This is a genomic window from Guopingia tenuis (assembly GCF_014384805.1).
GTDB lineage: Bacteria > Bacillota > Clostridia > Christensenellales > Christensenellaceae > Guopingia > Guopingia tenuis.
Map to the genome: position 1 here is coordinate 1 of NZ_JACRSS010000007.1, position 6,453 is coordinate 6,453.

The following is a 6,453-nucleotide window of genomic DNA, read 5'->3' on the forward strand; positions in this document are numbered from 1 at the left end:
AGCATTATTTAGGTGTTGAACGAAAGCAAGTTTCGCAACAGGCGAAAGCAAGTTGCGAAACTTGCGAAACCACTTTGATCGCTATGCTGCAGGGAGAATTAGACCGGAAAAGCGAGCAACTTGCTGTAAAGGACAAGCAGATCGAGGAACTGAACGCAAGGTTGGCGGAGGTCAGCTCGGCGTTGGTGACGGCACAGCAGACTGCGGCAGCGGCCCAGGCTCTCCATGCTGGGACAATGCATCAGCAGCTTCTTTCCGGCAAGTCCGGAGCCGATCAGCCGGAGCGTGAGACAGAACCGGTTCAAAAGCGTAGCTGGTTTAGTAGGTTCTTTGGGGACTAAACAGAACGACAAATCGGGAATTTGTGGAGGTAAAATATAGATGAATCAAGGTAGAATTATTGTAATCACAGGTGCGCCGGGGACAGGAAAAACTACAACGGCATCTGTTGTTGCAAAAGAATCAGATTTGGAAAAGTCTGTGCATATGCACACAGATGACTTTTATCATTATTTGAGTAAAGGGGCAATACATGAACAAAAATATAAAATATTCTCAAAACTTTTTAACGAGTGAAAAAGTACTCAACCAAATAATAAAACAATTGAATTTAAAAGAAACCGATACCGTTTACGAAATTGGAACAGGTAAAGGGCATTTAACGACGAAACTGGCTAAAATAAGTAAACAGGTAACGTCTATTGAATTAGACAGTCATCTATTCAACTTATCGTCAGAAAAATTAAAACTGAATACTCGTGTCACTTTAATTCACCAAGATATTCTACAGTTTCAATTCCCTAACAAACAGAGGTATAAAATTGTTGGGAGTATTCCTTACCATTTAAGCACACAAATTATTAAAAAAGTGGTTTTTGAAAGCCATGCGTCTGACATCTATCTGATTGTTGAAGAAGGATTCTACAAGCGTACCTTGGATATTCACCGAACACTAGGGTTGCTCTTGCACACTCAAGTCTCGATTCAGCAATTGCTTAAGCTGCCAGCGGAATGCTTTCATCCTAAACCAAAAGTAAACAGTGTCTTAATAAAACTTACCCGCCATACCACAGATGTTCCAGATAAATATTGGAAGCTATATACGTACTTTGTTTCAAAATGGGTCAATCGAGAATATCGTCAACTGTTTACTAAAAATCAGTTTCATCAAGCAATGAAACACGCCAAAGTAAACAATTTAAGTACCGTTACTTATGAGCAAGTATTGTCTATTTTTAATAGTTATCTATTATTTAACGGGAGGAAATAATTCTATGAGTCGCTTTTGTAAATTTGGAAAGTTACACGTTACTAAAGGGAATGTAGATAAATTATTAGGTATACTACTGACAGCTTCCAAGGAGCTAAAGAGGTCCCTAGCGCCTACGGGGAATTTGTATCGATAAGGGGTACAAATTCCCACTAAGCGCTCGGGACCCCTTGTAGGAAAATGTCCTAAGTGTGGCAACAATATTGTATTAAAAAAATCGTTTTAGTGCAGTATCTTAAAATTTTGTATAATAGGAATTGAAGTTAAATTAGATGCTAAAAATTTGTAATTAAGAAGGAGTGATTACCACCGCATTTGCCAGAATCAAATGAGCAAAATTTGATTGTCATTGAAGCGTTTTTAGAAGCTGCGAAGCGATATGCTCGTGGTGGATATGATGTAATTGTAGATGGCATTGTAGGACCGTGGTTTTTAGAGCCGTGGCTCAACATTGTTCAAGAGCATTATGAAGTACACTAAGGGCAAGTAAAGAAGAAACTATGAAGCGAGCTATCGAACGCTCAAAGTTAGACAGAGAAACAAATATTGAATTAGTTGAAACAATGTGGAATCAATTTTCCAATTTAGGAATCTATGAATTAAATGTTATAGATACAACTACGCATTCAATCAAAGATACTGTTTCAGCAGTAAAAGAAAAAATAGTAAGCGGTACGGCCTTACTATTTTAGACAATTCCAGTTTATCGGTGGGATGAAGGTCGGGGAGCCGTCCGCAGACGGCAGGGGCAGCGCCCCTCCGGAGCTGGCAGAGCAGCAGGCACGAGCCGGCAGTGAAGCAGCTCCGGCAACCCCTCCCCTTTAGGGGCGCAAAGCACTTTCACACCGCTGCACCGATGGGGTGGCGGTGTGAAAGTGCTTTTGCGTTACTTTCTCACCAGAAAGTAACAAAGAGGTTGTTTTTAGCGGAAATTTATGATAAAATAGAGGACGGAAGAATAAGCGGAAAGGGGGCGATTTTATGGGAGTTACGATTTCGGGTATGACAGGTGCAGGGAGCATCCGGCACAACAACCGCAGCTTCTCAGCGGCGAATGTAGACCGGAGCCGGACGGAGCAGAACATTGTTTTCTGCAACGAGGATCTGAAGCAGGTCTATCATATGGTCTTTGATGAAGCTCTCGCAGCCTACAACGCAAAGAAAACCAAAACGAGAGATAAGATACCGGACTACTATGAGCATATCCGGCAGAGTAAACAGGAAAAGCTGTTCCATGAAGCGATCTTCCAGATCGGCAACATGAGCGACTGTGGGTGCGGTACGCCGGACGGAGAACGGGCGGCGGCAGCTCTGAAAGATTTTGCGGAGTCTTTTGCAGAACGCAACCCCCATCTGCGGGTGTTCAATATGGTGCTGCACATGGACGAGGCAACGCCCCATCTCCATGTCGATTTTATCCCTGTGGCAACGGAGCAGTCAAGAGGACTTTCTACAAGGGTATCTATGAAACAGGCATTGAAGCAGCAGGGGTTTGTCGGTGTCGGCAGAAAGCAGACCGAATGGGCGGCGTGGATGGAACGGGAGAAAGAAGCTCTGACGGAGATCGCCCAGCGGCACGATTTTGAAATTATCTCTCTCGGCACGAACAGACCGCACATGGACTTGCCGCAGTTCAAGGAAGCGGCTGCGAGGCTGGAAGCGGTGCAGCAGCAGACAGCGGCAGTAGAGCGGGAGGTTGCTGAGCTGGAACGGCAGCGGGACGCTCTGAAAGGCACTGTGCGGCTCTTAAAGGAGGCTGACAGGGTAAATGCACCCCTGCATGATATTCAGCCGGAAAAGACGCTCACAGGGGCAGTAAAGGGCGTGACGGTGGATCAGGTCGAGCAGCTAAAGAAAATGGCACTGCGCAGCGTGACGGATCGGCACAAGGTACAGGAGCTGACGGAGGAAAACACCCGTCTGCGGTCACAGGTGCCGTCCATGAAGAAGCGGCTGGAAGAAGCGCAGCGGCAGCAGAGGCTTGAACAGGAAAACCGGAGGCTGCGCGATGAAAACTATTATCTGCAATCCGAGCTGCAGGAGGAACGCAGCTTCACCGAGCGTCTGACGGACGGCATCGGTCGGATGCTGGACTTCTTGGAAGAACACTTGCCGGAGCGTCTGCGTCCTCTGCTTGAAAAGGCGAGGGAGCTGCTGCCCGATCCGGAGATTGGACAGCAGCAGGAGCAACAGCAGCACCAGCGAGGAATGGGCGGCATGGAGCTGTAAAAGAAGCCTGTCCGGAGGGCTTGAAAATCTCTTTCGGACAGGCTATAATAACAACTGAAAATAGGGAATTGCTGTATTGATAATCTAAGCCCCCTGTAAGGGTACTCCCAACCTATATTTTTTCTCTCTGAAAGGGAGAAAGTCGGAGGGGAAAAGGGGGGTGAGCGGAGGGGTGTTGGAAGTGTGGTAAACCTCGTTAGAGGTTTTCCAAGCCACTGTGGTAAACCCATCGGGTTTTCCATAGTGGCGGCACTTTCAATGCCCCGCAGCGAGGGGGAAAAGGGGGAGGTGACTTTCTCTTTAAGGCGGCGTAGCCGCCGCTCTTTTGCTCCCCCTTTTCCCCCTTCCCGCCCGCAGGCGATCCCCGCCGCAGCGGATTTTCTTTTTGGTACTTTTTCTTTTGTGAGGTGGTAATATGACCGAGAATTATCGAGGCTGCTACGAGTATTTGAGCGCACAATATCCGGAGGTCGGAGGCTATGAGTTTTATAAAGAGCTGTTTCCGGACAATGAGAACTCCGGAGAACGGCACACGGATTTTTCCCATCCGAACGCTGTGTATCTGTATCGGGACGAACAGAGCGAGGATAAGAAGCTCCGGCGCAGGAAGATGTATAACGACACATGGGAACAGGATTACATGGAGTTTGTCGAGGGGAACAGCCTTACTTTGTGCAGCGGTCTTGCATATCGCAGAAAGGAGAACAGGCTGGAGAACGCCCAGCGGATGTATGCTCTGATCTTCGATCTGGATGGCGTAGGTCTTGCCGAGCTGCGCAACCTCTTTCTGCGCTTTGGCGGCGATCCGGAGCGAGTGCGCCGGTTGCCGATGCCGACTTTCCTTGTTCTGTCGGGGACAGGGCTGCATATCTACTATGTTTTCCAGCAGCCGATTGACCTATACCCGAATATAAAAATTCAGCTTAAAAGTCTGAAATATGACCTCACTTTCCGGCTATGGGAGTATGGCAGCACTTCGCAGGTCAAGGCGATCCAGTATCAATCCATCAATCAGAGCTTCCGCATGGTGGGCAGCATCAATGACAAGCATGGGACGGAGCTGGTCGCTTTCCGTACCGGAGAACGGGTAACGCTGGATTATCTGAACGCCTACGCAAAGCCAGAAAACAGGGTGGATGTCAATAAGCCTTTCAGCCCATCCAAAATGACACGAGCTGAGGCGAGGGAGGCATATCCGGAGTGGTATGAGCGTGTTGTTGTGAGAGGCGAGAAAGGACGCAAGAAGTGGGATATTGCCGGAAAGGTGCATGGTGATGATCCGTATGCGCTCTACCATTGGTGGCTGCGGCAGATCGGAGAGATAAAGGGCGGGCATCGGTATTTCTTTTTGATGTGCCTTGCTATCTATGCTTACAAATGCGGTGTGTCGAAGCAGCAGCTCCGGCAGGATATGAAAGAGGCTTTTGATGATCTGCAGATGGTGAAGCATGAGAACGCATTGACCGAGGAAGATATACGGAGTGCGCTGGAAGCCTACGACAAGGAGTATTACAATTTCACGATTTCCGATATTGAAGCTCTGACCGATGTTCGCATCGAGCGCAACAAGAGGAATGGTAGATCACAGAAAGAGCATTTGAAAAGAGCAAGGGCGGTGCAGGAAGTGGATTATCCTGGCGGCACATGGAGAAGAAAAGGGGCAGAAGAAAAGAAAGCGCAAGTCTATGCGTGGCGGCAGGAGCATCCAGAGGGACGCAAGGCCGATTGTCATAGGGACACCGGACTTGATCCGAAAACGATCCGCAAATGGTGGGACACCGTACCGGAGGGGCATATAACGGTCAAAATACGCCCATCACAGGCTTTGAGCGATCTGTTGGTGGAGGAATTTAAGAAAGGGCTGTAAACGCCCCAGAAACGCCCTACAAGGCGTTTTCGGGGCGGGTAAGGGTTTTTATATTACCCCACCGAAAACGAGGCTTGAAAACCGCGCGAAATAAGGCTTTTTCACCCCCTAAATGTACACGCTGCGGTGTTAGCATATAGAAAGCACTGTTCATAGAAAAGTTGCAAAAAAACATTTGCAATGCACTTGCAAATGTCACGAATATTGAATATAATATTAGTGCAAGCTAAAAATGACGAGGAAAGGAGTGCTATTATGGCTAAAGGAAATATGACGATAAGAATGGAGCCGGAGCTGAAAGCACAGGCGGCAGCTCTCTTTAAGTCCCTCGGAATGGATTTGAGTACGGCAACGGGTATTTTTTATCGACAGGCACTTAGGTGTCATGGACTTCCCTTTGAAGTCAAGGTTGACGAGCCGAATGCTGTTACCTATGCGGCGATGGAGGCGGCAGAAAAGGGAGAGGATATGTATGGTCCGTTTGATAGCGTTGCAGATCTGATGGAGGCGCTGAATGCTTAAGCCGGAGTTTTCGGGGCAGTTCAAACGAGATTACAAGCTTGCGATCAAGAGAGGCTGCGATCCGAAGAAGTTGGAGGAAGTGATCACGCTGTTGTGTAACGAGCAGCCGTTGCCGGAGGCGTATCGAGATCATGCTCTCACTAATTCCAGAAATTATAAGGACATGAGAGAATGTCACATCGAGCCGGACTGGCTGTTGGTCTATAAAGTTGTTCGGCAGACTTTGATTTTGAAATTGATAAGGACGGGATCTCATAGCGATTTGTTTTGAGATTAACTCCGGATGAAAGAGTGGTGATGATATTTGGCGGGTGTAATAACGGAAATTGCAATAGAATGTGGCGTGTCGGAACAGGCAGTTCGTGCATGGTGTAGGCGAAACCATGTTGCGAAAGATGCGAAAGGAAGTTTCGCAATCAGCGAAAGTCAAAAAACCGCCATATATCAGCATTATTTAGGTGTTGAACGAAAGCAAGTTTCGCAACAGGCGAAAGCAAGTTGCGAAACTTGCGAAACCACTTTGATCGCTATGCTGCAGGGAGAATTAGACCGGAAAAGCGAGCAA

6 protein-coding genes and 3 pseudogenes are annotated in these 6,453 nt (G+C 47.5%); all 9 read left to right on the forward strand.

Translation table 11 applies throughout. The features are described from left to right. Positions 1-341 (forward strand): hypothetical protein (locus H8693_RS10555; RefSeq protein WP_249280936.1); only part of this gene is annotated, 341 nt, incomplete at its 5' end. Between the two features lie 40 nt (positions 342-381). Next, positions 382-531: pseudogene (locus H8693_RS10560) on the forward strand (zeta toxin family protein); the annotation flags it as partial. Position 532: 1 nt separating this feature from the next. After that, positions 533-1,270 carry a 23S rRNA (adenine(2058)-N(6))-methyltransferase Erm(B) gene (gene erm(B) / locus H8693_RS10565; RefSeq protein ID WP_002292226.1) on the forward strand — a complete coding sequence of 246 codons (738 nt, stop codon included), beginning with the start codon at positions 533-535 and terminating at the stop codon, positions 1,268-1,270. 303 nt (positions 1,271-1,573) lie between these two features. Then, positions 1,574-1,962 (forward strand): annotated as a pseudogene (locus tag H8693_RS10570) (AAA family ATPase); the annotation flags it as partial. 289 nt (positions 1,963-2,251) lie between these two features. Then, a complete protein-coding gene (locus tag H8693_RS10575; RefSeq protein ID WP_015517767.1) occupies positions 2,252-3,499 on the forward strand; it encodes a plasmid recombination protein in 1,248 nt (415 codons plus the stop codon). Between the two features lie 415 nt (positions 3,500-3,914). After that, positions 3,915-5,366: a hypothetical protein gene (locus tag H8693_RS10580; protein WP_199488597.1), complete on the forward strand. Its 1,452-nt coding sequence runs from the start codon at positions 3,915-3,917 to the stop codon at positions 5,364-5,366. A 255-nt stretch (positions 5,367-5,621) separates the two neighbouring features. Further along, positions 5,622-5,888 carry a type II toxin-antitoxin system RelB/DinJ family antitoxin gene (locus H8693_RS10585; protein ID WP_033119556.1) on the forward strand — a complete coding sequence of 89 codons (267 nt, stop codon included), beginning with the start codon at positions 5,622-5,624 and terminating at the stop codon, positions 5,886-5,888. Further along, complete coding sequence (locus H8693_RS10590; RefSeq protein WP_021632616.1) at positions 5,881-6,159, forward strand: type II toxin-antitoxin system YafQ family toxin; 279 nt, start codon at positions 5,881-5,883, stop codon at positions 6,157-6,159. Before H8693_RS10585 ends, H8693_RS10590 begins: the two co-directional genes overlap by 8 nt. A 33-nt stretch (positions 6,160-6,192) precedes the next feature. Then, positions 6,193-6,453: pseudogene (locus tag H8693_RS10595) on the forward strand (hypothetical protein); the annotation flags it as partial.